Origin of the sequence: Paenibacillus amylolyticus (assembly GCF_036894225.1) — a bacterium.
In the GTDB taxonomy this organism is placed as follows: domain Bacteria; phylum Bacillota; class Bacilli; order Paenibacillales; family Paenibacillaceae; genus Paenibacillus; species Paenibacillus amylolyticus.
In genome coordinates, this window is sequence record NZ_CP145892.1 from 2,173,481 (window position 1) to 2,200,254 (window position 26,774).

Sequence of the window (26,774 nt, forward strand, 5' to 3'; positions counted from 1 at the left end):
CATGAAATCTATGATTCGCAGAAAAGAATTTGATCAGGAGCTTGAAGAGCTGCGTACCTTGCTCAAACAAATGGGTGAACATGTAGGAGCAGCATTGGATGGTGCTATTGAGAGTTTACAAACGATGAACGCGGAGAAAGCTCAGGTCATCATCAAGAATGATGCGAATCTGAATGCCCTTGAAGACAAAATTATGGAACTTGGCTCCAAACTGATCATCACACAACAGCCGGTGGCAAAGGATCTCAGACGTATTATCGTGGCATTCAAAATCTCCAGTGATCTGGAGCGTATGGGAGATCTTGCGCTCGATGTGGCGAAGGTAACACTCCGGATGGATGGACAGAAGCTGATTAAACCTCTGGTGGATATCCCGCAAATGGCAGAAATCGTGAAATCCATGATTGATGAATCCATCGAATCTTTCCTGAAAGAAAACACAGACCTGGCCTACAAAATGGCTCAGACAGACGATCAGGTCGATCAACTGTACAGCCACATGATCAGTGATCTCTACACGTTAATGACAGAGCATCCGAATCAGGCTTCACAGGCTATGCTGCTGATGATGGTTGGGCGTTACATTGAACGGATTGGTGATCATGCAACCAACATTGGTGAGAGCACGGTGTACCTGGTGACAGGTAAACGTCCGGATCTGAATCAATAGGAAGAGCATTGCTTTGGAATTGGGGAATCAGTACTGATTAAGTAATGCAATCATATGAATGGAAAAGGGCTTTCTCTCAGGTAGGCTGTGTACAGCTGTCTGTGGAGAAGGTTCTTTTTTTGCGATTAAATGTAAAGTGAAAGAGGCTATTCTTTTTGATGTGACAGGTGGGTATGGTATCATGAGAGTAGATGTAATTTGAAGAGGTTGACCATATAATACGCGAGGTGCTGGAATGGACAAGTTTATTCTCATAGATGGAAATAGCATTATTTACAGGGCGTTTTTTGCAATGCCGCCTCTGACCAACTCGAAAGGTCTGCATACCAATGCGGTATATGGCTTCACTACGATGCTGCTGAGATTGCTTGAAGAGCATAAGCCTACACATGTCATGGTTGCATTTGATGCAGGCAAAATCACGTTCCGCCACGAAGGGTATCAGGAATACAAGGGTGGACGGGAGAAAACACCACCAGAGTTGTCAGAGCAATTCCCTTTGCTCAAAGAACTGCTGAAAGGACTTGGCATTGCTCAGTTTGAGCTAACTGGATTTGAAGCGGATGACATCATCGGAACGTTAACCAAACGCGCAGATGAAGCGGGTAGACAGGTGCTCGTTGTATCGGGTGACAAAGATATGCTGCAGCTTGCTTCCGAACATGTACATATCGGGCTGACGCGTAAAGGGGTAACCGATATTGAGCTGTATGATCCTGCTCAGATTAAGGAGCGTTATGGTCTGACGCCGCTGCAAATTATTGATCTCAAGGGTCTGATGGGCGATGCGTCCGATAACATTCCAGGGATTCCCGGGGTTGGAGAGAAAATAGCGTTGAAGCTGCTGCACCAGTTCGGATCGGTAGAAGATGTGCTGAACGGCACTAGTGAGCTGAAAGGCAAGATGAAAGAAAAGATCGAGGCCCATGCCGAAGATGCCCGGATGAGCAAACAACTCGCGACGATTCACCGGGAAGTTCCGCTGGAGCAGACGTGGGAGGATATGCAATTCGCTGGATTAAAAGAAGAACATGCGGGCCCTGCATTGGCCAAGCTGGAATTCAAATCCTTGCTCGAACGCCTGTCGTTCAGTGGCAGCATCGGTTCTGAACAGGAAGCGGTCCCTGCTGCCGAAGTTGAATCCTCCATTGCAACAGAGGACAACATCAGTGAGTTGTTCAGTTCCCTGGATTCCATTGATGTCCTCCACGTGGAGACACATGGGGATAACCCGCACCAAGCGAAACTGATTGGACTTGCTGTAGGTTCCGCTGGAACGTATACGTTCATATCTCCCGAATTGCTTCATTCCGAGGCTGCGGCTCCAGTGCGGGCTTGGCTTGGTAATTCAGACCAGCCGAAGCGCGGTTATGATCTTCATCGTGTGGACCTGGCCCTGCATGCGCATGGCATTGAATTTGCTGGTGCGTCATTTGATGTACAACTGGCAGCGTATTTGCTTGATCCAACGGAATCCAACCAGACGATTAGTGGACTCACGACCAAGTATGGTCTGCCTTCGCTTGTGGAGGATGACACGGTTATGGGCAAAGGGGCCAAGTACAAGGTACCGGAAGTGGAGATTTTGGGTGATTTCCTATGCCGAAAGGCTGCGGCAGTAGCAGCCATTATTCCACTTCAGGAGCAAGTGCTGGAAACCGATGAGATGAATTCGCTGTTCCATGAACTGGAGATGCCGTTGTCACGTATATTGGCGGACATGGAGAAACAGGGTATCAAGGCCAATACAGCCGATCTACAGGCTTTGGGCAGTGAGTTTGAAGAACAGATCAGCAGGTTGATGGCTGAGATCTACAAGCTGTCAGGAACGGAATTTAATCTGAATTCACCAAAGCAACTGGGTGAGATTTTATTTGATAGACTGGGCTTGCCAGTGGTGAAGAAAACAAAAACGGGTTATTCCACAGATGCGGAAGTATTGGAGAAATTGGCTCCTTATAATGATGTGGTCAAGCATATTCTGCAATATCGTCAGCTTGCCAAGCTGCAATCCACTTATGTGGAAGGATTGCTCAAAGAGATATCCAATCGGGATGGCAAGGTGCATACGTATTATCGTCAGACCATTGCTGCAACGGGACGACTTAGCAGTCAATTCCCGAACTTGCAGAACATTCCGATTCGGATGGAAGAAGGTCGCAAAATCCGGAAGGTATTTGTTCCTTCCGAGCCAGGATGGTCCATTTTGGCAGCAGACTATTCCCAGATTGAACTGCGAGTACTGGCCCACATTTCGGACGATGAGCGCTTGAAGGAAGCGTTTGTCAACGATATGGATATTCATACAAAGACAGCTTCGGATGTATTCGGCGTGAAGCCTGAGGATGTGGATGGGGATATGCGTCGTTCCGCCAAGGCAGTTAACTTTGGTATCGTGTATGGCATAAGTGATTATGGTTTATCACAGAACCTGCATATTACACGTAAAGAGGCTGCGCAGTTTATTGATCAGTATTTTGAAGTGTTCCAGGGTGTCCGCCGATACATGGATGACATTGTGAAGGAAGCTCGTCAGGATGGTTACGTCAAAACGCTGTTGGAACGTCGTCGCTACCTGCCAGAGATTAATGCCAGTAACTTCAATCTGCGTTCCTTCGCAGAGCGTACGGCGATGAATACACCGATTCAGGGAACAGCGGCAGATATCATCAAGCTGGCCATGGTACAGATGGATGAAGCGCTACGGGAACGCAAGTTGAAGAGCCGTATGTTGCTTCAGGTGCACGATGAACTTGTATTCGAAGTGCCTGCGGATGAATTGGAACTGATGAAAGAGTTAGTACCATCTGTTATGGAAAAAGCGTTGGAACTGTCGGTTCCGCTGAAAGCAGAAGTCAGCTTTGGTGATAACTGGTACGAAGCGAAATAAATCAAGTGCCGTGCGGTTTTTCCGGTATTTTACAAAAGGCCTTTCCATGTTTGAGATATAAGAAAAGGGTCCCGCTGAGCGCCATCTTCCGTTATAATATAGGGGAGGTGAGAACATCATGCCGGAATTACCGGAAGTCGAAACAGTCAGAAGAACATTGAATCAACTTATTGTGGGCAAAACGATTGATCATGTTACCGTTAGCTTGCCGCGGATTATTCAGCGGCCGGACGACATAGATGCATTTGCAATGGAACTCGCGGGACATACCGTCATTGGGGTGGAGCGCCGCGGCAAGTTTTTGCGTATTTTGCTGGACGGGCTGGTGCTTGTCTCCCATCTGCGGATGGAAGGAAGGTACGGTGTGTACGAGCAGCATGAAGATGTGGACAAACATACACATGTGATCTTCCATTTTAATGATGGTACGGAATTGCGTTATAAGGATGTGCGTCAGTTCGGTACGATGCATCTGTTCAATGCAGGTGAGGAACTGGTGTCCAAACCTTTGCTTAAGCTGGGACTGGAGCCGCTTGATCCCGCCTTTACGGTAACTGCATTCCGCGAGGCGGTTGGCAAGCGTACAACCAAAATCAAGGCTGTGCTTTTAAATCAGGCATATGTGGTCGGTATCGGGAATATTTATGTGGACGAGGCTCTATTTCGCGCAGCTATCCATCCCGAGACGATTGCCAAGACACTGACCGAAGCTCAGTTAACGGTGCTTCATGAAGCGATTGTGGCTACGTTGCAAGATGCAGTGAATGCAGGTGGATCTTCCATCAAGTCCTATGTGAATGGACAGGGTGAGATGGGGATGTTCCAGCATCAACTGAAAATCTATGGACGCAAATCAGAACCTTGTACAACTTGTGGTACGTTAATTGAAAAAACGGTGGTTGGTGGCCGTGGCACGCATTTTTGTCCGAACTGTCAGCTGTTGTAACATGAACTGAATGAACGAAATGATGAAATCATAGCACCCTTGGATTCCTCCCTCCATATACTGATATGGCAGAAATAAGCGGGCGTATACCCATACTGGCATCTTCAGTTGGCACGAGTACCGCACAGAGGAGGAGTCCGGGGTGCTGCATCATTTTATTTCATTGCTGGCGCTTGCTTTGGCGCTTAGTTTAGATGGTTTTGGAGTCGGGATTACATATGGGTTACGGAGGACTAAGATTCCCCTGTTATCTATCGCTGTTATTTCGATCTGTTCGGGATTTGTTATTGCCTTGTCGATGCAAGTAGGTGTGATGTTGTCCCATGTGGTGTCACCGGATATCGCTTCGATCGTGGGAGCCGTCATATTGATAGGTATTGGTGCATGGTCACTGTTGCAACTAATTCGAAAGCAAGGCAAAGAACAGCTGGAAACAGACACTGGAATGGGTGAGGGAACAGAAGCAAAGGTAACTGGAGTGGGAGAAGCACAAGAGAGACTGTCGGATTCAAAGGGCAGGAATCAGGTGCTCGCACTGGATCTGGAGCAGTCGGCTTCAAATGGATCACTGGAACGAATGGTATTTACACTGGAGCTGCGCAAGCTGGGCGTTGTCATTCAGATCCTTCGCAGTCCCTCCAAGGCGGATATGGATAACTCGGGGAGTATATCTGCTCAAGAAGCGATGTGGCTGGGTATTGCCTTGTCTCTGGATGCGTTTGGAGCAGGTTTGGGAGCGGCACTTCTGGGATTCCCTACACTATGGACAGCACTCATTATTGCACTGTTTAGTGGGGCGTTTCTGTCACTCGGCATGAAGGTTGGCCTACGATTCTCAGCTCTGCGCTGGATGCGAAGACTGTCTGTATTGCCAGCGCTAATGTTAATGATTATGGGAATAATGAAGTTGTTATGAGGTGAAACGATGAATATAGGCTTAACCGGCGGGATCGCGACAGGCAAAAGCAGTGTTTCCGCCTATCTCGCCAGTAAGGGAGCGTTGCTCATCGATGCAGACGTTATTGCCCGGGAAGTTATGATGCCTGGGCATCCCGTGTTGGCCGCCGCTGTTAAGCGGTTTGGACAAGCCATACTGAACGAAGATGGAACAATGGATCGGAAAAAGCTTGGGAGTATTGTTTTCGAACAACCAGAGGAACGAAAGGCATTGGAGGCTATCACACATCCGGCGATCCGAAAAGAGATGCGCGAACGGGCTGCTGCATACGCGTTGCAACATCCGGATAAACTTGTGGTATCTGATATTCCTTTGCTCTACGAATCAGGTCTGGAGGACGGTTTTGAGGAAGTCATGGTTGTATATGTCCCGAGATCGGTGCAACGAGATCGCTTGATGAGTCGGGATGGAATGACTGCAGCACAGGCTGAGGCTCGAATGGATGTACAGATGGATATTGAGCGCAAAAAACAGCTGGCAGACATTGTTATCGATAACAGCGGCTTATGGTCTGCGACGGAACAGCAAATTGACTCATATCTACAGCGTAAGGGTTTGTTATGAGAATATTGCGTAAGAAACGTGTATTGCTGTTGATGTTTGTTTCCTTTGTACTGGTGTTATTTCTGAATACAAACTGGATGGCATGGTTCTATCCCATACATTATAAGGAAGAGATCCGTGCCCAATCTCAGAGTTATGAGGTTGATCCGTTTCTGATTGCTTCCATTATCAAGGTGGAGACCAATTTTAAGACAAGCAAGGAATCCAAACGAGGTGCCATTGGGCTCATGCAACTGATGCCGGACACGGCGAACTGGATACTGGAACAAGCCAAAATTCCCGACACTTCGCTGGAGGAATTAAAGCACGAGCCAGAACGAAATATTCAGTTAGGCACATGGTATCTGCGGAATCTGTCCGATCAATTTGATGGCAATGAAGCAGTTATGATCGCTGCCTATAATGCGGGTCCAGGCAAAGTAAACAGTTGGCTTAGAGATGGTGTATGGGATGGCTCGTTCGATACGGTGAAAGATATTCCGTTTGGTGAGACGCGTCACTATGTACAAAGAGTCATTTACTATTATAATCAGTATGTAAAGATCTATAATACGTTCTAAGTATATAAGTAGAAGCACAGAGCAGGCCGGTTATTCACCGGCCGCTCCATGCTCCTCTGTGTAGCGTATTACGATGCAGATATTATTGGTATTGACCTGCCAATTGCTGTTCTGCAATTGTTACCAGACGCTTCGTGATGTATCCACCGATCGAACCGTTCTCGTAAGAAGTCATGTTACCTTGGTATCCGTCTTGTGGGATGCTGATTCCGAGTTCTTGAGCAACTTCATATTTCATTTGCTCGAGTGCTGCGGAAGCTTTAGTTACCACCAAGTTGTTGGAGTTACCATTGCTTTGTGCCATTGCTGTTCACCTCCTCGCGGGTTGGTAAAAGTATTATGTGTCGGCAATGCGTTTTTCATTACAAAATCAGTACAGGGAATATGTGGTAAAAAGTAAAACGTGGGAAGTGATCTGTTTTGAAGTGTCCTTATTGCGGTTATATGGGTACCAAAGTGCTTGATTCGCGTCCGGCCAACGAAGCAAAATCCATTCGTCGTCGCCGTGAGTGTGAGCAGTGTGCCCGAAGATTTACAACGTTTGAGATGATTGAGGAGACTCCACTGATCGTCATTAAGAAAGATGGCAGTCGTGAAGAGTTCAGCCGGGACAAAATTCTCCGTGGGCTTATTCGTGCCTGTGAGAAACGTCCAGTCTCCGTAGAGACCCTGGAGATGATGGTATCTGAAGTGGAGAAATCTCTGCGTAATACAGCCGATGCTGAAGTTGAGAGTCGCCAGATTGGTGAGCTGTTGATGGAACAGTTGTTTCCAGTCGATGAAGTGGCGTATGTCCGTTTTGCGTCGGTATACCGCCAGTTCAAAGATATCAATATGTTCATGAAAGAACTGAAATCCCTGTTGTCCAAAGACGATCTGGAGGATTAGTGAAGTTGGTAAAGGGAGAAGAGCAGTCTGGAGTTCCAGTCCGTGTGTACCAGAGAAATCGGTTGTTCTTCTCCAATCACTTTGGATCTTGAGAAAGTGATTGACAGCGAAAGCTGGATTTTATATGATATAGGAGTCGCCTGTGGAACGTAGCAGTGTTGGACAAGTTATCTATTTCATATCCTGGGGCCTTAGCTCAGCTGGGAGAGCGCATCGCTGGCAGCGATGAGGTCAGGGGTTCGATCCCCCTAGGCTCCATAATCAAGAATGCCATCACATTATTGTGATGGCGTTTTTTTGTGCGTGAAATAAATCAAAACATGCATTAATTAATTAGAATTTTTTGGACTTGGGGATGAATATTCTAGATGCAAAAATAGAGGGTTTAAAGTCCTGACTGTGGAGTTGTCAAAAAAAGTACAGTTTGAAAACAAGGAGACCCTACCGGCTGGATATTGTCCAGTCGGTAGGGTCTCCATTTTTCTGTATACGCTTTCAGTCAGCCAGATATTCGACGAATCTTACAAAGATCGTGGCTACTTCGGCACGGGTGGCGGTGGCTTTGGGAGCAAAGAAGTTGTCCGGCTTGCCTACTACAATGCCGGTGCCCCGCAGCGCCTGAACGGCCTCCAACGCCCAAGAGCTGATCTCACTCTCGTCCGTGAAGGACTTAGCGTGGCTTTCAGGCAGCTCATAGCCCTTGTACTTCATGTAGTTGTATAGTATCACCAGCATCTGCTCGCGCGTCATCGGTGAATTGGGGTCAAACAGGTTTGCGTTTGTACCGTTGACTATGCCTTTTTCGGCCGCCCACTCAGCTGCCGCGGTGTACCATTGCCCGTCCGTCACGTCGTTAAAGCGGGAACTCGTGTAGCTGGAGAGGTTTACGTTCTCAAGATTGGCCAGTACCTGCACGAACATTGCACGTGTCATTGCGGTGCCGGGTGAGAACGTTGTGGACGTCGTGCCGTTGAAAAGATCGTATGTGTAGGCGAAATTTATATAGCTGTAGAACCAGTCGTCCATGTTGGCATCCCTGAAAGGATTGCCCGATATCACGAGGAAGCCCAGTGGGGTGGCGTCATCAACCGCCAGCTCCGTACCCTCACGGATGTTCAGCGACATGCCGTTATCTAAGCTAACTTTTGCGCCGCTCGGTCCTATCACAACCGCTCCGCCGCTCCGTATCTTCGATCCGCCATGGATATCCACACGGTTGCCGTTTGGCAGGTTCACATGCGCGTCTTTGCCGCCTACTGTAACCGTACCGTCGCTCGCGATCGTCGAGCCTCCCGAAATGGTCACTGTGCTGTTGCCGCCGGGTAGTGTCACTTCGGCGCTCTTGTCTGCCGGAATGGTTACCTTACCGTTTGAGTCTATCGTTGTGCCTTCAGGTACCTTAATCTTCGTCCCGCCTTTGGTCGCAATCTCGCCGCCACCGGGGAGGGTGGTGTTGCCGTTTTTGTCTGTGACCGCGGGCTTATCCTTCGGTGTATTCACTGTGTAGGTCGACTTCAACGTTCCAGCGTCTGTCCCGGTGCCCGTATTGTCGGTGTTGCCCGTATTACCGATGTTGCCGGTATTTCCGGTGTTTCCGGTGTTGCCCGTATTGCCGCCAGAATCAGGCACAGTGGGAGTCGTCGTCTTCATCGGCGTCGTCGTTGCACTGATCTCCGCGCCGTCGCCCTTTGCATTCACCGCGATGATGGTGAAGTTGTAGCCTTGGCCGTTTGTCAGGTTCTTAAAGGTATATTTGGTCTCCGTCGCATCCAGTGTGACCGGCGTCACGTTGCCATACCATACCTTGTAGCCCAATATCGCACTGCCACCGTCGTCAGCAGGGGCGGTCCAGCTCAATGTGACCTGTCCGTCACCGGCTGTCGCTTTGAAGCCGCTCGGAGCACCGGGCACGACCGGTTTTCTCTGCGCGAACATCCAATCAAAGACGTCTGTGTAGTCATTGTTCCAAGCTGGCAAGTTAGAGGACTGCGCCGTGGGAGCTATGCTCCAATTCCCCATAGTTATCTCGTTGTAAAGAACCGCAGCTTCAACTTCGTGCGCTATGTAATCAGCCAGAACAGGTGTGTTGGCCGGATTCGGCCTCAGATTCGGCTGATCAAATTGATTGTAGGGCCACGTAAGGACCTCATTACTCTCAAAGCGCGAAGCCCTCGCGTTGATCATTTTCGGCATATTGTTATTGATAAAGTTATTGAGGTTAGTCTGGTAGCCTCCAACATTATGAGCATTTAAAAACATCCAATAGGCCAGGTTGTTGTGAGCGTCATTGTCCTTAGCGTTTGGTGAACCGCTTACCGGGGCCATAGGTGCGGCGGCAGCGAAGAAGCCAGGGTAGCTGTTAACTAAGTTGTTCGTATACTGGCCGCCCCAGGAGAAGCCTGCTGCGTAAACACGATTAGGGTCTACTTCGCCGCTGGCAATCAGGGCGTCTATGACCTTCTTAACATTCTCGGTTGAGGGAACAGATACGCCATTATAGGAAATATTCAGTACATGGCTGGCGTACTTGTCAGGATTTTTCTCCATTTTTTTCATTAGAGCGACCGAGCCGTTGGCGGATTTCATGGCCGCTTTTTGGTCTGTCGCAGCGTTTGTACCGCCGCGTGACATGCCGTGAGTATAAACATACAGCGGCAATCCTTTGATCACTTTACCGTCTTCATCCTTGTGTAGGTAGAGCGAGCGATTGACCGAATTGTCCGTGAATGTTGTAAACTTGTCAAGGATCGGATTCACAACTTTGTCCTGTTCAAAAACCACGTTGCGAAGTGGACTCCCCTCTGTCAGTACGATCTCTCCGTTTGGGACGATGTTGTAAACCTGCTTTGTCGAGTTACTGCTGCCATCCAGCGTTGTTTTGCCGCCGCTCGCTGAATAAAACTCAGACTCAACTACGATGTAACGGCCACTTGCCAGTCCGTCCTGATAATCCGGTGAATTGCTTACTGGCCCCAGATAGCCGCGTACTTTCGGCTCGTCATTAGCGTATACCCTTGTGATTTTGCGTGGTCCTTCAAAGGTCACTGCTTCGCCGTTCAGGGTTGTGTTCCTAGCCGATAAGGCAAACAAGTCCGGATTAAGCGCGGAGCCTAACGCTGCCTTCCCCTCGCCTAAGTCGATGATGACAGCCGTTGTGTACTCGCCACTGGCGAAGTTGTCATTCCATACAACAAAGGGAAGTAGCCCCGCGTCCGGATCGTTTTTGAATGTTACGTGAATGGTATGGTCAGCCTCAATATTCGAAAAGGTATAAGTGCCAGCAGATAGAGTCACGGTCTCGCCGTCTACCGTTACGGTATCCACCATTTTGCCGGAATCGGGGGTAAACGTAAATTCTTTGTTAGAGTCCCGATCTACTCTCAGAACATCGCCAGGTGGGTTCGGCGTTATTCGGCCGCCCGGTCCCGCAGTGGCGGTGATTGAGAATCTGGTGTCCACTTCATTGGCTAAAGAGAGCTGCAGGCTGTCTGTAAAAGAAGCAGCGCTGGTGTAAGCCGCGTCCGGATCTCCGAAACTGGAAACGACTTCATAGCGGTCACCGCCCTTTTCCGTTGAGTTATTGATATAAACCTCAAAGGTAAGCTTGCCCTCCTCCAAGGTCAAGGTTCTTTTGGGTATTCTCATCTCCACGATATATCCTGTTTCCGTGATCTGGGTCCATGCAGCTCTGCCCGGAGCGGCCTGCCCTGAGAACACGCCCGTCGCGCTGACGCGCCATTGGTTTGAGCCTCCGGTTCCGGTGCCGACATAAAACTCCAGACTGTCGTACTGGTGATCTCCGCCAGCTCCCTGATATAGATTACTGTCATTCACAACTACTCGGGAATACAGGTAGTCATGGTCCCAAAGGATTTTGGCTGTGCCCGTGGCATGGGGTCTGGGATCGGCGGGCACAGTGCTTTTGTTGATGTGATGCTCCATGGTCTGGCCCCAGAGTGGGTCGTTTGACCCGAGTTCGGGAGTTCCAAAAATGGCGGTGGGTGTTTCATTCGCTTCTGCGTTCTCGATGTTGTCAGTGGCGGCGGCATAGCTGGTAGGCATTAGCGACGCCACCATTACCAAGCAACAGAGGAACGCGAGCATTCTGCTAAATCGTTTTGGCATAAATGAAAATCCTCCTTATTTTTCGATGCGGTACGCCCACGGCTTACCGCATCGTATTTGGACACGTTGTCCATATGACAAGCGCCCAACTATATATATTATGTTTATCAGGCGTTCAATCCTTTAATTTAAACATAGAGTATATTTAGAATGAAAACGATTACTTCGAAGTATAGGGATAGTGTTGAAGTTTGCTTGAATTGCAATAAAAAAATCCACCTTATTAACAAGATACTACATTGAATTGGAAGTGTTGAAGATGTAATATGAGAAGAAATGTAAGCGCATTCTTTTTTTAAAAAAACGTATCTCTATTTCCTTGAGCGAGGTGGTCTGGTTTTATAGGTGAGAGATATGGGTTGTATGCTTCTGAAAATTAATCGAAGGGAAGAATGCTATGCGGAAGCAAATTACAATCCTAATGTTAGTTTTACTTATGACCTTCAGTAGCTGGTTTAATCTTGTTCTGCCATTTAGCAATCAAGCTTCAGCGGACACAATAACACCAACGATGTTGGCGCATTATCCATTGCTTGAGGATGTACAGGATATATCAGGTAATGAAAAGCATGGAACGGCCGTAGGAGACATTACTTACACCGATGGTCTCACTTTACCTGGGGGAACAGATAGTAATACAAACTACGTTCAGCTTCCTACTGGTTTGTTTGATAATCAAGAAAATACAACGATATCTGTATGGATCAAGAGCAACACTGGAAGTGGGAACTACTCAGCATTATTCTACGGTACTCCAGCAGCTGGCAATAACTTGCCAACGAATTACTGGATGTTTAATCCATCGAATCCAAGTGGTGATTTTAAGTCAGTATTTACGAATAACAATAATGTTGACCAGCCTTGGACGACTGAGGTAGGGGTATCAGGCACTTCTACGTCACAGTACGAAGGTCAATGGGTTCACTATACGACGGTCATTACAGAACGCTCTATTACAGGTTACATTAACGGTGTAAGTATAGGCACGACCGCCAAAGAGAAAACAACAGCAAGTTTTGGTACTGATTTGCATGCTTACATCGGTCGCTCCAATTATTTAGGGGATGCTACTTTTGCAGGCAGCTTTCAAGATTTAAGAATTTACGGAGAGGCACTAGATAATGAAGATATCGCTGTAGTATATGAACAATCGTTTAATGAAAAGCAAATACAACAAGGCAAAATAGAGCTAACGTTAGGTGATATATCGGCAGTTACAGAATCTCTTGAACTGCCTACTCAAGATAAGAATGGCGCAATGATCTCATGGACTTCTAGTGATGAGAGTGCGATTAGTGCAACCGGGGAAGTGTTCTTACGAGAAATGGAGCAACAAGTGACGTTAACTGCAACCATTTCTTTAGGTGGAAGCCAGGCAACGAAGGAGTTTATTGTTACCTTACTACCTAAGGATGACTCTATTGAGCAGATTGCCGTTAAGAATGTCTTGCTTAATGAACCTACATTTATTTTATCAGCGGGGGACAGCGAGATATTAGTAGCTACTATTTCACCTTCAAATGCAACAAATAAAAGAGTTATCTGGGCATCTAGTGACTCCAGTGTAGCGATTGTCAATTCAACGGGTAAAGTTACAGCTGTTAGTGAAGGTACAGCCACAATTACGGTACAGACTGAAGATGGAGAGTTTACAGCTACATCAGCCGTTACCGTTAAGGGAAAATCGCTAAAAGATGATCTTATTCTTCATTACAACATGAAGACGACTGAAGAAGTAGACGGTCAACTCGTACTGAAGGATGTTGCCAACAAGGCAGTTACATTTGACGGAATATTTAGAAATCCAAACAATGGACAATTCATTTCAAACAGTGAGGTTGGCTTTGTTTCCTTCAATGGTGGAAGCTCTATATCTATTAGTGGGCATGTTGAGATTCCTAAGGGCTCAAATGGACTAGATCTACTACACGGTCTGAATGAGATTACAGTATCTTCAATCGTGAACTGGACGAATGATGGGACGAATCGCTGGATCTTCGGTTTGGGTACGGTATTAACACCAGAAACGAACAAATATTTCTTCGTAACACCACGTCACGGTAGTGGATCAGGTAATATGATTGCCACAGGTATCTCTAAAAATGGCTGGCCGAACGAAGCATTAGTTACAGGTAGCGCAAACTCAAACCTTATCGGTGGGCAGTGGAAGCATGTAACGGTGTCCTTGTCCGAAGCTAGCAATAGGATAACGTTATTCGTGGATGGAGCTAAGGTTGCTTCGGGTAATGCAAAGGGACTAAAGCTGTCAGAAATTATTAATCCGGATGCTACTTTCTCTGGCTTTATCGGTAAATCAATCTTCTCAAACGATCCATACCTTCAAGGTAGCGTAGCTGATTTTCGAGTATATGATCGCGCGTTGACAGACCAAGAAGTAGGCGAGTTATATCAACAAGAAGGAGCAACTCACATCTCAAAAATACGTCAGCTGACTGTTGATGATGCAGCGAATCAACTCAACATCAGTCGTTACTTAGGTGAAGGCGATAAAAGCACCGATAAGATAACAAGAAACGTTACATTACCGACAAGCGGTAAAAACGGCGTGAGCATTACTTGGAGTTCCAGTCATCCTACTGTCATTTCTAACCATGGCACTGTACAACGTCCAGCTGTTCAAGCAGATAATGTTCAGGCAGAGCTTACGGCTACTTTAACGTATCAAGGAGTATCAACTACAGCTGTATTCCCTGTTACGATCTTGAAGCAATTCGATGATCAGCAGAAGGTTGATCTGGACGCTGAACAAATAGAGATCTACAATGCTGAGAACGTTAAAGGTAACTTACGTCTTGTTGCTACAGGTGAACAAGGCTCCACAATTACATGGGTATCTAGCAGACCGGCAGTTGTGAAAGGAACGGCTGAAGCGGCTGGTAACGCTACACAGCTAGGCTGGGTAAGCCGTCAAGCTATGGATACGCCCGTTACGCTAATAGCTACAATTACGAATGGTGCAGCTTCTAAACAGCTTACGTTTAACGTTACGATTAAACAAGCAACTGCGCCAGTGCAGCATGATGCTTACTTTTTTGCGTACTTTACAGGTGAATATGAGGGTGGTGAAGAGATATCCTTCGCTACAGCTGAAGATCCATTGTTCTGGAAAGGGTTGAATAACGGTAAGTCGATCCTTCAATCTGATATGGGTGAAAAAGGACTTCGGGATCCATTCGTTATACGGTCTCCAGAAGGGGATAAATTCTATATGCTGGCAACCGATTTGAAGATGGGTGAAAGTACAAATTTCGACCAAGCTCAAATTACGGGTAGTCATTACATGATGATTTGGGAGTCGGAGGATCTCGTTCATTGGAGCGAGCAACGTATGATCGAGGTTGCTCCTAAGACTGGAGGAAATACGTGGGCACCAGAAGCTATCTATGATCCAGTAACTGGAGAGTATATCGTATTTTGGGCATCATCGATGAAAAACACAGAGACATATGGTGATTATAACGGAAGACCTGCAGGTCAGTACAATGTGATGTACTACGCAACAACAAGAGACTTCTACAACTTCTCTGAGCCAAAGGTCATGATTGATGAGTCACTTCCGACAATTGATACAACGTTTATTGAGCATAATGATATGTTGTACCGATTCACCAAATCAGAAGTGAATACTAAAGTGTATGTGGAGAAAGCACCAACTTTTTATTATGACAAGGACGGTATTGCAGCAAACGGCCTTCAATACGACGCTGTTCCGGGTACACGTGATAATAAACTTGGCTTGATCGGAAATAATGGAAACAACGAAGGGCAGACGATTTTTAAAGATAATAATAAAGACAAATGGTATCTGTTCCTTGATTCATGGCCATATCATGTTCGATATACAACAGATCTGGATAGTAGCACGCAATATCTGAACAATGTATTAAGTAGTGATAAATATGCACTGCCGCCAGGACCACGACACGGGACGGTAATTCCAATCTCACGTGCAGAGTATTATGCTTTGCAAGAGAAGTATGCATGGAAAGGTCCGGCACCATCAACAGACCCGGTTGTACATTACTCATTCGATGCAAATACAGTGAATGGTACAACGGTGAATGATATTTCTGGCAACGGTCATCACGCAACACTAGTAGGTGGAGCAACGATCAATGAAGAGGATCGCATTGGTAAAACGGGTGGTGCACTAGAGCTTAATGGATCAACAGGATATGTGAAGCTGCCAGATAACTTGATTCAATCCTTGAATCTTGAGAAGGCTACGTTCTCTACATGGGTTCAAATGGACAGAAATCAAGCAAATCAAAGAATATTTGATTTTGCTTCCGACACAGGCAGACAGGTTAACCGCAACACCATGTACTTGAGCACACAAGGTGATACAGGTAGTCTAGAGTTTGCTGTGGTAACACCTTTTACAGAGAAATTTAGCAATGACAGCACGCGACTGGGATCAGAATATAAATATGCGGTGAGAAATTCCGGGTTATTACCAACGAAGACTTGGCAGCATGTTGCAATTACAATGGATGAATTTGATGCCGTATTGTATGTGAATGGTCAAGAGGTTAAACGTAGCTCGACATTTAACGTTGAGCCGAGAATGTTACTGGAAACAACGATGAATTATATTGGTAAATCGAGAAACAGCTCTCATAGTTTATTTGATGGTAAATTTGATGATTTCCGTATTTATAATCGTGCATTATCCGTTGAAGAGATTGCAACATTAGCTGATGAAGACGTTACTCCTCCAGTAGAGCAGCCATCTGGGGCAGAGCTCATTCTTCACTACAACATGGATGATATTGATGGTGCAACGGTTATTGACCAAACAGGAAACTTCAATGGAAAATGGATGAATCCGTCTAAAGCAGAATGGATTCGTACACAAGATGCTGGTGTACTAAGCTTTACTGGTGGCACAACTAACTCTTATGTAGAACTGCCACAAGGAGTTCTCGATGGATTAACGGATATGACCGTTTCATCCATTGTGAACTGGAGCGGTAAAAACGCTGCCGAGTGGTTATATGCATTAGGAAGACCAGACAATAATACGCACTATACGTACTTCACACCACGTTATAACGCTAACGGTCTAGCTCGCCTTGGTATCGCGACGAATGCTTGGAATAATGAGTCTTCAACTTCTACCACAGGCTTAAAGAATAATGAATGGAAAGTCGTTACGACTGTTGTTTCAGGCACGGATGGTACACTAACGCTTTATATCGATGGTGTTGCTGTTGCATCAGGCTCAACGAATGGAATGACACTAGAACAAATAAAAAATACTTCAGGCAGTAGTGGAACCATCGGTAAGTCATTCTATACAGCTGATCCATACTTCGGCGGGTTGATTGCAGACTTCCAAATCTATGATGGTGCTATGACTGCGGCAGATATTACATCACTTAAGGCTCATGCAGATCAGAAGATTGCTTTGATGGCGGGCATGCTTGTATCGGCTGCGACAGAGAAATTAACGATTCATGATCTTCTTGCTTCTAATGCATCAAAAGATGCGATTATAAGCAATGTAACATTGCCAACATCAGGTGCTTATGGCACAACAATAAGCTGGACTTCAGATAAGGGGAATGTCATCTCAACTACAGGTGTCGTAACTAGACCAGCTAACGCAACAGGTGATCAAGTTGTAACGTTAACAGCAGTATTTACAGATGGTACAGAGACAGTTAACAAAACTTTTCAGTTGACGGTTAAGGCATTGCCAAACGATGTCACTTCTGTAGATGAAGCAAAAGCAGCACTAGTCGTTCATAACATTAATGATGTAAGAGGTCATATATCATTACCAACATCTGGACTATATGGAACAACGATTACTTGGGCTTCTGCTCAACCAAACGTTGTTTCAGTTACTGGAGAAGTAAAACGTCCGGCACACGGTAGTGGAAATGTAGACGTGAAGCTTACAGCTACGATTACATTAAATTCAGCATCCACTACGAAGGAATTCATTGCGAAGGTGAAGGAATTGCCTGCTGATGAAAAATATGCGGGATACTTTTTCACATATTTCACTGGAGAAGGTACCGCAACAGGGGAGCAAGTATACTTTGCACTAAGTAACGGTAATGATCCGTTGAACTGGCGAGAATTGAATAATGGTAAACCTGTATTGACCTCTACCTTAGGGGAGAAGGGGGTACGTGATCCGTTCATTATTCGTTCGCCTGAAGGTGATAAGTTCTACATGATCGCTACCGATCTGAAAATTAACGGCAATGGTAACTGGGGCAGAGCACACACATGGGGCAGTCGTTCCATTATGGTTTGGGAATCGAATGATCTAGTCAATTGGACAGATCAACGCATGGTAGAGGTTGCACCGGAAGAAGCGGGTAATACATGGGCACCAGAAATTATGTACGACAACACAACAGGTGAATATATCGTATTTTGGGCATCAAGAATGTTTGATGACGCATCCCATACAGGCGATGCTTATCAAAAAATGATGTATAGCAAGACAAGAGATTTCTATACGTTTACTGAACCGCAAGTATATTTGGATTATGGATATTCAATCATTGACACAACGATGATTGAGCATGAAGGAAAAGTGTATCGCTTTACGAAAGATGAGCAAAACAACGGAGCTTCTGCTCCATTTGGCAAGATGATCTTCCAAGAGGTGGGTGACTCGATCTTAGATCCAACCTTCAAGATGATTAATCAAGGCGTTGGTAACATCAAATGGGTTGAGGGTCCAACGATCTTCAAATCGAATACAGATGAAAAATGGTATTTATTCGTAGATGAGTTTGGTGGAAGAGGTTATGTTCCATTCGAGACAACAAATCTTGCATCAGATGTCTGGACATTATCTTCTAACTACAACTTACCAGCTAGTCCGCGTCACGGAACGGTAATTCCAATTACACAAAGTGAGTATGATGCACTCAACGGGAAGAACGTACCCGTTAGCGGAATTAGCTTGGACAAAACGACGTTGTCCATCGTAGAAGGTCAATCAGGGCAATTGACAGCTACGGTAACACCAGCTAATGCAACGAAAAAAGCAGTAACATGGAGCTCTAGCAATACAGCTGTAGCGACTGTAAGTGCGACAGGTCAAGTAACAGCGGTGGCACCAGGAACAGCAAGGATTACAGTAACTACAGTGGATGGTGGTTTATCATCAAGCGCTACGGTAACGGTAACACCATTGGTTGATGGAACACCACAAGCACCAAACAGTGGTAATGGAAATGGTGGCGTTGACGGTAACATTCCTGCACCTACAGTACCAACAGCTCCAGGTGGAAATGAGCCAGTGGTCATAGACAACGGCCAAATAAACATTAAACCAGTTGTAAATGAGAGCGGTACTTCTGAAGTGAAGTTAAGTGCGGATACAATGAAGCGTGCGCTTGATCAAACGACAGGCGGTAAGTTACACATGCAAGTTGAAGCTGATGCAAGCTTGAACGGGCTAACGATGGAGCTCGCAGTAGATGCGCGCTTAACAAGTGGATCTTCTACGGTAGATCGCATCGAGATCAACATAGGCTCTGCAGTTGTAACAGTGGCAACCGAACTGCTTGGAACAGGAACAAGTGCAGGGAAAACGTTAGGATTGTCGATTAAGAAAATTGCAGCTAATCAACTGCCAGCTGGCGCACAAGCTCAGCTGAACGGTGAGGTCGTATACGATATCGAGCTAACGATTGATGGTAAGAAACTTACACAGTTTGATGGCAGAGATGATCTCGTGATTGAATTGCCATACACACTAAAGGCTAACGAAAATCCAAACAACGTCGTAGTATACGATGTGAAGGACAACGGAGAGCTAAGAGTCGTGACGAATGGTAAATACAATGCAGCGACAGGAAAAGTAGAGTTCAAGCCAACGTATCTGAGCAAGTATACGGTAGCGTATGTTGCAACGAGCTTTAAGGATGTGACTCAAGACTGGGCGAAGGATGCGATCTCAGCATTGGGGGCAAGAGGCATTGTGAAGGGTGTAGGTGACGGCGAGTTTAATCCGAATGGTCAAGTGACAAGAGCAGAATTCATCACCATGCTGATGAAGTTGTTTGAGCTATCGGATGAGAGCGCAACGACAAGCTTTAGTGATGTGAAGCAAGGAGAATGGTACCATGGAAATATCGCAACCGCGCAGAAGCTGGGGATTGTGAACGGGAAACCAGATGGACGATTCGGAGTTCATGAGAACATTACGCGAGAAGATATGGCGGTTATGGTATACAAGGCGATCCAAATTAAGCAACTAGCGTTAGCAAGTGGTGAAGCTACAGCCTTCAAGGATGAAGCAAACATCGCAAGTTATGCGAAGCAAGCGGTAGAGGCAATACAGGGAGCAGGCATAATAAACGGTGTAGGTAACGATGAGTTTGCACCGAAAAAGAATGCTAGCCGTGCAGAAGCAGCAGTGATGATCTATAATTTGTTGGGTTTGATGTAGACACATTAAGTATAGAGCAACGCCATCACATTACGTGATGGCGTTTTTATTTGGAATACTGGGGAACTCAGTGTACAAGGAAGAGTTTTTGTTGTCTATTCAGAGGTACGCGCTTTTTGCCTTGTCTCAATTAATTTGAATACGTCATCCACGTCGAGGGAAAACATCATGCTCTTGCTCGTTATCGGCTGGAAGTGGAATTCCAGCTTTTCTTTGCCGAATTGCTTCTCTAACTCCGTCCACTGCTCCGTTGACAATAATAGAAATGCCAACGTGTCACTGCCCAGGGATTCCATAAACCATCGAATCTGATATTGGGGAGCGATCATCTCCTCCATAGCCCGAACGGCACTGTCCCGATCAGTCCAATCATCGGCGAACGGAATCGTCAGCGTACGCTCGTCCGAACTTAACACGATATCGACGCCCCTTGGTTTGTCGATTTGGATAATTTTACACTGAATTTGGTGAGATTCCGGCAGTTGGCCGTTAAAGTAATGGATGATATCTCCCTCGTCTTCTCTCCAATCAATCCAGATTAACGACTCGTACTCTAAAAACTGTTCTATGACGTCTTCATCGGACGAATGTTTCAAGACATGGATAATCGGTTGAAGCGTACTCATTGTCATCCCATCCCTTATATAAAGTTGATATATACTCTATATTATCCTATAAGATGATCAGTTCTGAATAGGGCAACAGACATACTGCTTTTCGGAAATAGAACTACTCTCATCTTTCAATTCGATGTTATGATAATGGAGAGTTGTCTTTTAAGTTTAATTTTTAAAAATAGGAGCATGTCAATTATACATATGGAGGTAATAACGTTTGAGTACTCACTATTATTTCAGTTGGTTTAATGATTTTTTTCCAGAAAAGCTGGTCGGGCGGTTACATGAGGATATCACAGATAGAAAATCGCTTGTGATGATAAGCGCTAAGCCTTCTGATTATGAAGGAGAGCAAGTGAACTTTGAGGATATTACGGAATGGACTTGGTTAACGCAGGCTAACCTTAGTTTTGATGAATATCACTTCATTGATTATCGTATGCAGAAAGAAGAGGCTCATCAGTTGATTCGGAACGCTTCTGTCATTTTTATGTGTGGAGGATATCCTGTTCAGCAGCACGAGTTTTTGGCGGAATATGAACTATCCGATATTATTAAGAACAGTAACGCCGTTATCCTCGGTGCAAGTGCCGGTGCATTAAATATGGCTGCAAAATGGATATCTTAGGCCCTGTATATTTAATTTCTGAATCTAAAATTCAGAAATTGATGGAAACGCTCTGATATACATACGGTTTGTAAACAGCTGCAGAGAATGAGCATTTTTAGACCGCCTTCAATGGCGGTTTTTTTAGCTTTAAAGGTTTTGGATGCTCCTAGGGAATCAAAAAAATCTGGGTATAACAGCGATAGGAAAGTTATTCTGTCATCTGAGTGACCTGTGTAAAAAGGAAAAATTAGCTTGTTGCCTCTACCATCTTTTTCGGAAATGTAGCCAATCAACAATCTCATAACTTTACCCTGATATCGGATGGATTTTTCCCCTAAGATTATCGGTATAGGCCAGATTTCCATCCGTCGTGATTACGGCAGCCTCGATATCCTTCATATTATTAACTTTATGAATAATGGAGACCGCATCTAACCCAAATAATTCTGTAGTATATATATCGCAGTCGAGCGATCTATCCGCAATAATCGTTAAAGAAGCGATATTACTTTCGATTGGATAGCCTGTTCCGCTGTTAAATATATGATGGTACTGACCCCCTTTCTTCTCTAAAACTCTCTCGTATATTCCTGATGTAACGACGGATTGCTCCCGTATACTAACGAGTGCTGCTGCATTTCCTCTAGGTAAAAAGGGATTTTGAATTCCAACCTTCCAGTGACTGGACCCGGTGGGAGAATCGCCATGAACCAAAACATTGCCGCCCATATCGACCATAGCTGATGCAGCTCCGTTTTTCTTGAAAAATGACATAACTTGATCAGCAAAATAACCTTTAGCGATCGCTCCAAGGTCGATTTCCATGCCTTTTTTGAATAAATGGACCGTTTGTAGCTCATCGTCAAGCTGTATATGCTCCGGATTCAAGAGCTCCAGCACCGCTTTAATCTCGGTATCCTCCGGCACATGTGCCTCGCGAAAACCAATTCTCCACAATTTGATCAAAGGCCCTATCGCAATATTTAAAAATGAATCTTTTTTCAGGCTGTGTTCTTTGCCTATCTTAATAAGATCATACAGTTCCTTGTCTACTCTAAGCGGATGTGATGTGGCTTCTTTTTTTAGCATGGCAAGCTGCGATTGCTCACTGTTGGCACTGAACACTTGTTCATAATGGACAAGCATATTCACGGCTTCCTCGGCAAGCTCTTCAGCATCTGTCCCCTCGATATAGAGGGATATGTTCGTTCCCATAAGTGGTATCGTTCTCGTAAAAGGTTTCATGATAGCCTCCTATATTGCACATTGTTGTCCGTGATTGAGAAAAGTATGGATGAGGTCATGATCCACGCTATGCAGCTTTTTTTCTCCATGATGGGCTATAAAATAATCCAGACTCATCTTCTCTACAGGGATTGGATAGATGTTGTATTCCGAAGGGCACTCCTTGATATGGATACTTTCAGGCACAAAGGTCAGACCTAAATTATGCTTTGCCAGCTTCAGTACCGTGTAGATTTCATTGCTCTCCATAACGATATTAGGCTGCACCTTGTAGACACTGAGCAATTGATCAATCTGTTTTCGGATTGCCGAACCTTTGGACGTTAGAATAAGCTTTTGATTCAAAATGGTGCTGATCTCAATCGTGCCCTCCGGGATGACTGCAACATTCTCTTGATATAATTCGCAGCAACGCGGAATGATGGCCTGGTAACTGTGCCTGCCCCAGTTAAACGAGTTCAAGTTAGGGGAGATACTGCTTGAATTTTGCCCGATCCAGAAGTCCAGCTCATTATTTTGGAGACGTTTCTCATTTTTTTCAGGTAAATCCTCGACAAGATTAATTTTATAAGCAGGATGAAGCTCGAGAAAATCTGGTAAAAAAAGGGGCGTTAAGTACACACCGAGGCTGGGAAGGATTCCGATCCGTATCACCTTATTGCCAATATCCGATACATATGAGATTTCCCTTATAAGTTTCGCGTAGCTATGTTCAAGTGACGTTAAGTATTGATAATATATTTTCCCCTGCTCGGTTAATCGGTACGGAAGTTTGTTGCGAGTGATTAGCTCACAGCCCAACTCAATTTCGATTTTTTTGATAACCTTTGTGAGGTAGGGCTGAGATATGTAAAGGGATTGTGCGGCCCTGCTATAGTTGCTGTATTTCAATAGGCTGTCAATGTAACACAAGATATCTTGAGATTCTAACTTAGACATGTTCCTCACCCCTTGTGAAAAAAGTAACAAACTTTGAATTTGAGGTGATTATAACAAATTAGTTATCAAACTGCAATGAATAACTATTAGATCATTTGAGCTTTGATATGTTAGAGTTAGGCCGAAAGATTGAGCCTGACAGTTACGAACATCATCTCGAATGACAGAGAGGGGATTACGATGAACTATTTAGCTATCGTGGGCACGAATTCGGATGTGTCAACTAACCGCATGCTGCTTCAATTTATGCAAAAGCATTTTGCTAGTGAAGCCAAGATTGACTTGTTTGAAATTAAGGATTTGCCTGCCTTTATTGAAAAAGATGAATTAGAGGATGCTGAAGTTGATATTCCTGTGAAGGTACAAGACTTATTAGATCAAATTTCTAAAGCGAAAGGTGTCATTATCGCTACTCCTGAGTATGACCATGCAATCCCTGCCGTTCTGAAAAGTGCGCTGGAATGGATCAGTTATACCACTCAAACCTTGAAAGACAAGCCTGTTCTGATTGTGGGTGCTTCACATGGTGCGCTCGGTTCTTCCAGGGCACAAGCGCATCTTAGACAAATCCTGGACTCACCTGAGCTTGGTGCAAGAATGATGCCTAGTAGCGAGTTTCTTTTGGGAAAATCCCAGAGTGCATTTGATAGCAGTGGTAATCTCATTGACGCTCAAAAAGTGGCCGAGCTTGACGAAATCTTCAATGAGTTTGTTTTGTTTACGGAGATCACTACGGAACTGTTATCCAAAAGGACGTTGAAGAAAAAAACGAAAAAATTTTCCTGGCAAGAGTAGGGGGCTAATCACAATGAAAATCATAGCAATCGTTGGCACAAATGCAAAGAAATCGTATAATCGCAAGCTGCTTCAATTCATACAAAAGCATTTTGAGTCCAGAGCAGCCATTGAAATCCTCGATATTACAGATGTTCCGATGTTTAATCAGTCCGATAACCAAACAAACAGTGTAATTATACAATCGTTTAATGAAAAAATTATCGCAAGTGATGGTGTCATTATTGCGACTCCAGAATATAACCATTCCATCCCTTCATCCCTTAAAAGCCTGTTGGAATGGTTGAGCTTTGAAATCCATCCGCTGGCTGGCAAACCCGTGATGATCATAGGTGCGTCACAGGGAACACAAGGTTCCTCGCGTGCACAACTGCATCTTCGTCAAATCCTGGATGCACCAGGTGTCGAAGCTAACGTGATGCCAGGGTATGAATTTTTGCTTGGCAGCGCACATAAAGCATTTGACGAATCAGGCAACCTGAACAATGAAGGAACGATCGATTTCCTGGAAACATGTTTCCTGCGGTTCCTTCGGTTTGCCAAAATTTCAAATCAGCTGAACGAAGAAGAAGAATTCACTTATAATCCCGGTGTGTATGAGATCAATGCCATAGGTCACAGTGGCAATCTGCCGATGAAGGTATCCTTTAGTGAAAATAGAATAGAAAGCATCGATATCGATTCGAAGGGTGAAACGGAAGGGATCGCCGATGTTGTTTTTGTAAGAATTCCGAATAAAATCATTGAGGGACAGACGCTGAATGTAGATGCTCTCTCAGGTGCTTCTGAAACCAGTAATGCTGTCATCAATGGTGTAGCCAAAGCGGTTAAGCTTGCCGGAGTGAATCCTGACATCCTGAAAAGACGTCCAAAACCTGCTAGCAGCCAGATGAAAGATGACGAAGAATACACTTGCGATGTGGTCGTTGTAGGTGGAGGTGGCGCAGGACTCAGTGCTGCTGCTACAGCTTTACAACAAGGAGTAAGTGCGATTGTGCTTGAGAAATATCCTGCTGTTGGGGGAAATACGATCCGCTCAGGTGGTCCTGTCAATGCTGCAGATCCTGTATGGCAACAACAGTTCACTGAGAATCCAGGGGAAAGACAGACGATTGAGAATTTATTAAGTACCGATGAGAGCTTGATCCATCCAGAATATGTAGATGATTTCCATGCACTCAAAGAAGAGTTTACTGCGTATCAGGATAAGTTTGGCACAGAAAAGGCTTATTTATTCGACTCCCCACTTCTTCACAGAATGCAAACGTATTTTGGGGGCAAACGTACAGACCTGAATGGGAGCATGATCTATGGACAATACGGTCTGGTCAAAGTACTTACAGACCGTGCCTTGGAAAGTGTAAGGTGGCTTGAGGATATCGGGGTTGAGTATGATAAGAGTATCGTATTTGCTCCAGTGGGTGCCCTTTGGCGCCGCGGCCATAAACCTGTCAAAAGTTATGGCTCTGCCTTTATCATTGCACTTAGCAAATATGTAGAAGAGCATTCAGGAAAAATTATTACAGATAGCCCGGTCAAACAATTGATCATCGAAGATGGAAAAATAACAGGTGTTATCGCAACAGGTGTCAATGGTCAGAAAATAACCATTCATGCCAAAGCCGTTGTGCTTGCCAGCGGCGGTTTTGGTGCAAATACACAGATGCTCAAGGAATACAACACATACTGGAGCCATATTGACGATGATATCAAAACAACAAATTCCTATGCGATGACTGGTGATGGAATATCGCTAGGTAAGAGTGCAGGAGCAGCGCTGACAGGCATGGGCTTCACTCAAATGATGCCGGTAGCCGATCCGGATACGGGTGAACTCTTCAGTGGACTGCAAGTACCTCCTGAAAACTTTGTCATTGTTAATAAAAAGGGAGAACGATTTGTTAATGAATTCTCTGGACGAGATGTCCTAACGAAAGCAGCTATCGAGCAGGGAAGTTTATTTTACCTGATTGCGGATGACGAGATCAAGAAAACGGCAGCGAACACAAGCCAGGAAAAGATAGACCGTCAAGTCGAAGAAGGTACCTTGTTCAGAGCCGATACGATAGAAGAACTGGCAGTGAAAATCAAAATGGAACCTGAAGTTCTTAGAAATACGATTGATAAGTATAACTCATATGTGGATGCGGGCTTTGATCCGGAGTTCCATAAGGATACGTTTAGCTTAAAAGTCGAGAAGTCTCCATTCTATGCCACGCCTAGAAAGCCGGCAGTTCACCATACCATGGGCGGAATTAAGATCGACACCCAAACCCGCGTATTGGATGAAAATGGTCAGCCGATTGCACATCTGTATGCGGCTGGGGAAGTTGCAGGAGGTATACATGCAGGCAACCGTTTAGGCGGTAATGCCTTGACGGATATCTTTACTTTTGGGCGAATCGCTGGTAAGACTGCTGTTGATGAGATGAATGATTAGAATGTTAAAATAAGAAATATAGATCACTCCAGGTTCCATAGTAAAGAACCCGCTTAACACAAGGATTTTCGAGTGTTAAGC

At 45.2% G+C, this 26,774-nt stretch carries 16 protein-coding genes, 1 tRNA gene and 1 pseudogene; 12 read left to right on the plus strand and 6 right to left on the minus strand.

Annotated features, from left to right (window positions below):
- Positions 1–10 precede the first annotated feature (10 nt).
- From phoU to V6668_RS09930, 6 genes are all read left to right on the plus strand, one after another.
- Positions 11–670 carry a phosphate signaling complex protein PhoU gene (gene phoU, locus V6668_RS09905; RefSeq protein ID WP_017689478.1) on the plus strand — a complete coding sequence of 220 codons (660 nt, stop codon included), beginning with the start codon at positions 11–13 and terminating at the stop codon, positions 668–670.
- Positions 671–905: 235 nt separating this feature from the next.
- Complete coding sequence (gene polA, locus V6668_RS09910; RefSeq protein WP_338708296.1) at positions 906–3,560, plus strand: DNA polymerase I; 2,655 nt, start codon at positions 906–908, stop codon at positions 3,558–3,560.
- Positions 3,561–3,678: 118 nt separating this feature from the next.
- The gene (gene mutM, locus V6668_RS09915; protein WP_076318373.1) at positions 3,679–4,506 is read left to right on the plus strand and encodes a DNA-formamidopyrimidine glycosylase; all 828 of its coding nucleotides are present in this window, start codon (positions 3,679–3,681) and stop codon (positions 4,504–4,506) included.
- A 142-nt stretch (positions 4,507–4,648) separates the two neighbouring features.
- A complete protein-coding gene (locus tag V6668_RS09920) occupies positions 4,649–5,422 on the plus strand; it encodes a manganese efflux pump (protein ID WP_370739093.1) in 774 nt (257 codons plus the stop codon).
- 9 nt (positions 5,423–5,431) lie between these two features.
- On the plus strand, positions 5,432–6,028 hold the full coding sequence (gene coaE, locus V6668_RS09925) for a dephospho-CoA kinase (protein WP_036609811.1): 597 nt from the start codon (positions 5,432–5,434) through the stop codon (positions 6,026–6,028).
- A complete protein-coding gene (locus V6668_RS09930; protein ID WP_036609809.1) occupies positions 6,025–6,588 on the plus strand; it encodes a lytic transglycosylase domain-containing protein in 564 nt (187 codons plus the stop codon). The genes coaE and V6668_RS09930 overlap by 4 nt, the downstream gene beginning before the upstream one ends.
- An 82-nt stretch (positions 6,589–6,670) precedes the next feature.
- Here the strand turns inward: V6668_RS09930 and V6668_RS09935 are convergent, their stop codons facing one another.
- Positions 6,671–6,892, minus strand: coding sequence for an alpha/beta-type small acid-soluble spore protein (locus V6668_RS09935; RefSeq protein ID WP_017689472.1), 222 nt, complete (start codon positions 6,890–6,892; stop codon positions 6,671–6,673).
- 116 nt (positions 6,893–7,008) lie between these two features.
- Here V6668_RS09935 and nrdR point away from each other — a divergent pair, with 116 nt between their 5' ends.
- Complete coding sequence (nrdR, locus tag V6668_RS09940; RefSeq protein WP_036609807.1) at positions 7,009–7,476, plus strand: transcriptional regulator NrdR; 468 nt, start codon at positions 7,009–7,011, stop codon at positions 7,474–7,476.
- A 185-nt stretch (positions 7,477–7,661) separates the two neighbouring features.
- Positions 7,662–7,734, plus strand: a tRNA-Ala gene (locus V6668_RS09945).
- Positions 7,735–7,971: 237 nt separating this feature from the next.
- Here the strand turns inward: V6668_RS09945 and V6668_RS09950 are convergent.
- A complete protein-coding gene (locus V6668_RS09950; RefSeq protein ID WP_076318376.1) occupies positions 7,972–11,601 on the minus strand; it encodes an S-layer homology domain-containing protein in 3,630 nt (1,209 codons plus the stop codon).
- A 421-nt stretch (positions 11,602–12,022) separates the two neighbouring features.
- On the opposite strand from V6668_RS09950, the gene V6668_RS09955 reads away from it, so the two are divergent.
- Positions 12,023–20,047 (plus strand): immunoglobulin-like domain-containing protein, encoded by an 8,025-nt coding sequence (locus V6668_RS09955; RefSeq protein WP_338708298.1) that lies wholly within the window; start codon positions 12,023–12,025, stop codon positions 20,045–20,047.
- Positions 20,048–20,142: 95 nt separating this feature from the next.
- On the opposite strand, the gene V6668_RS09960 is transcribed toward V6668_RS09955, so the two are convergent.
- Entirely contained in the window at positions 20,143–20,673 is a 531-nt protein-coding gene (locus tag V6668_RS09960) for a hypothetical protein (protein ID WP_051447139.1), read from the minus strand.
- A gap of 208 nt (positions 20,674–20,881) precedes the next feature.
- On the opposite strand from V6668_RS09960, the pseudogene V6668_RS09965 reads away from it, so the two are divergent.
- Positions 20,882–21,289: pseudogene (locus V6668_RS09965) on the plus strand (cyanophycinase); the annotation flags it as partial.
- A gap of 14 nt (positions 21,290–21,303) precedes the next feature.
- Here V6668_RS09965 and V6668_RS09970 read toward each other — a convergent pair.
- The 3 genes from V6668_RS09970 to V6668_RS09980 are packed head-to-tail and all read right to left on the minus strand — an operon-like array spanning position 21,304 to position 23,458.
- Complete coding sequence (locus V6668_RS09970) at positions 21,304–21,576, minus strand: hypothetical protein (protein WP_338708300.1); 273 nt, start codon at positions 21,574–21,576, stop codon at positions 21,304–21,306.
- A gap of 4 nt (positions 21,577–21,580) precedes the next feature.
- On the minus strand, positions 21,581–22,519 hold the full coding sequence (locus V6668_RS09975) for an FAD:protein FMN transferase (RefSeq protein ID WP_036609799.1): 939 nt from the start codon (positions 22,517–22,519) through the stop codon (positions 21,581–21,583).
- A 9-nt stretch (positions 22,520–22,528) separates the two neighbouring features.
- Positions 22,529–23,458: a LysR family transcriptional regulator gene (locus V6668_RS09980; RefSeq protein ID WP_338708301.1), complete on the minus strand. Its 930-nt coding sequence runs from the start codon at positions 23,456–23,458 to the stop codon at positions 22,529–22,531.
- A gap of 180 nt (positions 23,459–23,638) precedes the next feature.
- On the opposite strand from V6668_RS09980, the gene V6668_RS09985 reads away from it, so the two are divergent.
- Together V6668_RS09985 and V6668_RS09990 are read left to right on the plus strand one after the other, a co-directional pair.
- On the plus strand, positions 23,639–24,253 hold the full coding sequence (locus V6668_RS09985) for an NADPH-dependent FMN reductase (RefSeq protein WP_338708302.1): 615 nt from the start codon (positions 23,639–23,641) through the stop codon (positions 24,251–24,253).
- Positions 24,254–24,266: 13 nt separating this feature from the next.
- Positions 24,267–26,693 carry a flavocytochrome c gene (locus V6668_RS09990; protein ID WP_338708303.1) on the plus strand — a complete coding sequence of 809 codons (2,427 nt, stop codon included), beginning with the start codon at positions 24,267–24,269 and terminating at the stop codon, positions 26,691–26,693.
- The last annotated feature ends 81 nt before the right edge of the window (positions 26,694–26,774 follow it).

Bases quoted from the DNA above. Each gene is read 5' to 3' on its own strand.
- phoU (WP_017689478.1), top strand. From the start codon at position 11: ATGATTCGCAGAAAAGAATTTGATCAGGAGCTTGAAGAGCTGCGTACC.
- polA (WP_338708296.1), top strand. From the start codon at position 906: ATGGACAAGTTTATTCTCATAGATGGAAATAGCATTATTTACAGGGCG.
- mutM (WP_076318373.1), top strand. From the start codon at position 3,679: ATGCCGGAATTACCGGAAGTCGAAACAGTCAGAAGAACATTGAATCAA.
- coaE (WP_036609811.1), top strand. From the start codon at position 5,432: ATGAATATAGGCTTAACCGGCGGGATCGCGACAGGCAAAAGCAGTGTT.
- V6668_RS09930 (WP_036609809.1), top strand. From the start codon at position 6,025: ATGAGAATATTGCGTAAGAAACGTGTATTGCTGTTGATGTTTGTTTCC.
- V6668_RS09935 (WP_017689472.1), bottom strand. From the start codon at position 6,892: ATGGCACAAAGCAATGGTAACTCCAACAACTTGGTGGTAACTAAAGCT.
- V6668_RS09950 (WP_076318376.1), bottom strand. From the start codon at position 11,601: ATGCCAAAACGATTTAGCAGAATGCTCGCGTTCCTCTGTTGCTTGGTA.
- V6668_RS09955 (WP_338708298.1), top strand. From the start codon at position 12,023: ATGTTAGTTTTACTTATGACCTTCAGTAGCTGGTTTAATCTTGTTCTG.
- V6668_RS09960 (WP_051447139.1), bottom strand. From the start codon at position 20,673: ATGAGTACGCTTCAACCGATTATCCATGTCTTGAAACATTCGTCCGAT.
- V6668_RS09970 (WP_338708300.1), bottom strand. From the start codon at position 21,576: ATGAGATTGTTGATTGGCTACATTTCCGAAAAAGATGGTAGAGGCAAC.
- V6668_RS09975 (WP_036609799.1), bottom strand. From the start codon at position 22,519: ATGAAACCTTTTACGAGAACGATACCACTTATGGGAACGAACATATCC.
- V6668_RS09980 (WP_338708301.1), bottom strand. From the start codon at position 23,458: ATGTCTAAGTTAGAATCTCAAGATATCTTGTGTTACATTGACAGCCTA.
- V6668_RS09985 (WP_338708302.1), top strand. From the start codon at position 23,639: ATGAACTATTTAGCTATCGTGGGCACGAATTCGGATGTGTCAACTAAC.
- V6668_RS09990 (WP_338708303.1), top strand. From the start codon at position 24,267: ATGAAAATCATAGCAATCGTTGGCACAAATGCAAAGAAATCGTATAAT.